This is a genomic window from Streptomyces lothianensis (assembly GCF_047779955.1).
Lineage (GTDB): Bacteria > Actinomycetota > Actinomycetes > Streptomycetales > Streptomycetaceae > Streptomyces.
The window spans coordinates 1-3,762 of the sequence record NZ_JBLMKT010000098.1 but is presented as its reverse complement, the minus strand read 5'-3'; the positions used below and the strand labels follow the sequence as shown (position 1 = coordinate 3,762).

The following is a 3,762-nucleotide window of genomic DNA, read 5'->3' as shown; positions in this document are numbered from 1 at the left end:
CGGCCCGCTGCGAACCCTGACCCGAGAACAGGAACGCCGAACGACCCGCCGACACGATGCCCGACACCACGCCCGCGACCGAACGGCCCTCCGCGAGCGCCTTGAGGGCGGTGTGGAAGTCCTCGGGGTTCTGGGCGACGACCGCGGCCCGGTGTTCGAGGTGGGCGCGGCCGGTGGCCAGGGACCAGGCCACGTCGAGGGGCGGTGTCCGGTCGTTCACGGTGGCGGCGAGACGCTCGGCCTGGTCCCGGAGGGCGTCCGCGCTGCGCGCGGACAGGACCCAGGGGACGACCGCCGGGGCTTCCGGGGCTTTCTCCGTGGGCGGCTCCTCGGCCGGTGCGGCTTCGAGGAGGGTGTGGGCGTTCGTGCCGCTGACGCCGAAGGAGGAGACGGCGGCGCGGCGCGGGCGGTCGTCCGTGTCCGGCCACTCGCGCGCCCGGGTCAGGAGCTCCACCGCCCCGGCCTCCCAGTCCACCTGGGTCGACGGCTCGTCCACGTGCAGGGTCTTCGGCAGCAGGCCGTGGCGCATGGCCATGACCATTTTGATCACACCCGCGACACCCGCGGCGGCCTGCGTGTGGCCGATGTTCGACTTCAACGAGCCCAGCCACAACGGCCGGTCCTCGTCCCGCTCCTGACCGTACGTGGCAAGCAGCGCCTGCGCCTCGATCGGATCACCCAGCGTCGTACCCGTACCGTGCGCCTCCACCGCGTCCACATCCGCCGCCGAGACGCCCGCATTGGCGAGTGCGGCGCGGATGACACGCTGCTGGGAGGGACCGTTCGGAGCCGTCAGACCGTTCGACGCGCCGTCCTGGTTGATCGCCGAACCCCGCACCACCGCCAGCACCTCATGGCCGTTACGGCGCGCATCCGACAGCCGCTCCACCAGCAGCACACCCACGCCCTCGCCCCAACCGGTGCCGTCCGCCGCGTCGGAGAACGCCTTCACGCGGCCGTCCCCGGCGAGGCCGCCCTGCCGGGAGAACTCGGCGAACACGGTGCCGGTGGCCATGACGGCGACGCCGCCGACGAGCGCGGCCGAGCATTCGCCGCTGTGGAGGGCCTGAACGGCCATGTGGAGGGCGACGAGCGAGGACGAGCAGGCCGTGTCGACGGTCACCGCCGGGCCTTCCAGCCCGAGGGCGTACGAGACGCGGCCCGAGAGCACGGCGGTTGCCGTACCGGTCATGAGGTAGCCCTCGGTGCCTTCCGGGGCTTGGGTGACGTCGCTGCCGTAACCCTGCGAGGAGGCTCCGACGTAGACACCGGTACGGCTGCCCTTCATGGCGGAGGGGTCGATGCCGGCCCGTTCGAAGACCTCCCACGACGCCTCGAGGAGCAGGCGCTGCTGGGGGTCCATGGCGAGGGCCTCGCGCGGGTTGATCCCGAAGAACGCGGCGTCGAAGTCCCCCGCCTCGGCGAGCCAGCCGCCCGCGGCGGCGGGCCGGTCGGAGGGGATGTCGGCCGGGTCGCCGCCCGCCCAGCCACGGTCGGCGGGTATGTCGCCGATGGTGTCGACGCCGTCGGCGACGACACGCCACAGCTCCTCGGGGGAGCCCGCTCCGCCGGGGAAGCGGCAGCTCATGCCGACGATGACGACGGGGTCGTCGGACGGGGCGGTGACGCCTGGGGCGGGCGGGGTCCCGGCGGCGGAATCGTCGGCAGGCCGGTCGAGGACGAGCGTGAGGATGTGGTCGGCGAGGTCCGCGACGGTCGGGTAGTCGAAGACGAGCGTGGTGGGCAGCCGCAGACCGCTGAGGGTGTTGAGCCGGTTGCGTACGTCCACGGCGGTGAGCGAGTCGAAGCCGAGTTCGCGGAACGGGCGTGTGGCGTCGAGTTCGCCGCTGTCGGCATAGCCGAGTACGGCGGCGGCCTCGCCGCGCACGAGGTCGAGGACGCGGCCTCGCCGCTCGGCCGGAGTGAGCCCGGCGAGGCTGCGCTGGAGCGCGGAGGTGACGGCCGATTCGGCGGCGCCGCCCGCGTCGGCGACGGCGGCGTCCAGGACGTCCCGTACCTCGGGCAGGTCTTCGAGCAGCGGGCTGCGGCGCGCGACGGTGAACGACGGGACGAACCGGTCCCAGCGGACGTCGACGACGGTCAGCGCCGTCTCGTCGTGCGCGACGGCCTGCCGCAGCGCGTTGATGTTCAGGTCGGGGTCCATGACGGGCAGGCCTCGGCGGCTCAGCAGCTGCTCGGCCTCGCCCTTGGCCATGCCCGCGCCGCCCCAGGCGCCCCACGAGAGGGCGGTGGCGGTACGTCCACGGGCGCGGCGGTCGGCGACGAAGGCATCCAGGTAGGTGTTGGCGGCGGCGTAGGCTCCCTGGCCGCCACTGCCCCAGATGCCGGAGATGGAGGAGAAGACGACGAAGGCGTCGAGCGGCTCGTCGCCGAGGACCTCGTCGAGGTTGCGGGCACCGGCGACCTTGGCGGTGACGACGTCGGCGAAGGTGGGGTGGTCGGTGTCCTCGATGGAGCTGAGCTGGCTGACACCGGCCGTGTGGATGACGGCGGTCGGGGTGTCGCCCTGGGCGCGCAGGCCGTCGACGAGAGCCTGGACGGCGGCCCGGTCGGCCACGTCGCAGGCGGCGACGGTGACGCGTACTCCCTTGGCGGTCAGGTCCGCTTCGAGTTCGGCGGCTCCGGGCGCGGCGGGGCCGCGACGGCTGGTGAGGACGAGGTGTTCGGCGCCCAGTTCGGCGAACCGGTGGGCGAGGAAGGTGCCGAGCGCGCCCGTACCGCCGGTGATGAGGACCGTGCCGCGCGGGTTCCAGGCCCGGGCGGGCTCGCCGAGGGGCGCGCGCAGCAGGCGCCGGACGTACACGCCGGTGGAGCGGACGGCGACCTGGTCCTCGCCGTCCAAGGCAGCCGGGGAAGCCGAGGAATCCGTGGCGGCCGCGCCGTCCTTGGCGGAGCCGAGGACGGCGCAGATCCTGGCGAGGGCACGTTCGTCCAGGGCGGCGGGCAGGTCGATCTGGCCGCCCCACAGCCCCGGGTGCTCCAGGCCGACGACACGTCCGAAACCGGAGACCATGGACTGGGCGGGGGCGGTGAGCGGGTCGGACCGGCCGACGGAGACTGCGCCGCGCGTGAGCGTCCAGAGCGGGGCGGAGCCCTCGGTGTGCGCAAGCGCCTTCACCAGGTCGACGGTGGCGAGGAGACCGGCCGGCAGCGCGGGGAAGTCGGCGTGGGGCGTCTCGTCGAGGCCGAGGAGGGAAAGGACGCCGTGGACGTCCCGGTCCAGGAGTTCCGTGAACTCGTCGAGGGTGGTGCGGATCACCTCGGCACCGTGCCGGGTCAGCCCCTCGGTGAGGGTGTCGGCGAGGGCGGACGTGTCGGGGTCGATGCCCGGGTCGTCCGGTACGACGAGGAGCCAGCGCCCGCTCGGCGCGGGCGAGTCACCTGCCGCGCCGGTGGCCACGGGCTTCCACGAGACGCGGTAGCGCCAGGCGTCGATCGTCGAACGCTCCCGGCGGCCGCGCCGCCAGGAGCTGAGGGCGGGCAGGGCCGCGCGCAGCGGCTCGGCGTCGGCTCCGTCGAGAGCCGCCGCCAGGGCTTCGGCGTTGCCCTGCTCGATGGCGTCCCAGAAGCGGGCCTCGTCGGGGTCGACGGTACGCGCGGCTTCGGATCCGGCGGCGGTGCGGGACTCGGACTCGGACTCGGGCCAGTAGCGGGTGCGTTGGAAGGCGTAGGTGGGGAGGGGGGTACGGCGGGCTCCGGTGCCGGTGTAGACCGTCTGCCAGTCGATGCTCACGCCGTGGC

The 3,762-nt window shown here is 74.0% G+C and carries 1 protein-coding gene; it reads right to left on the bottom strand.

Annotation, left to right across the window (positions count from 1 at the left end; translation table 11 throughout):
• On the bottom strand, window positions 1-3,762 hold a 3,762-nt coding region (locus ACLF6P_RS29705), incomplete at both ends, for an SDR family NAD(P)-dependent oxidoreductase (protein WP_415954518.1).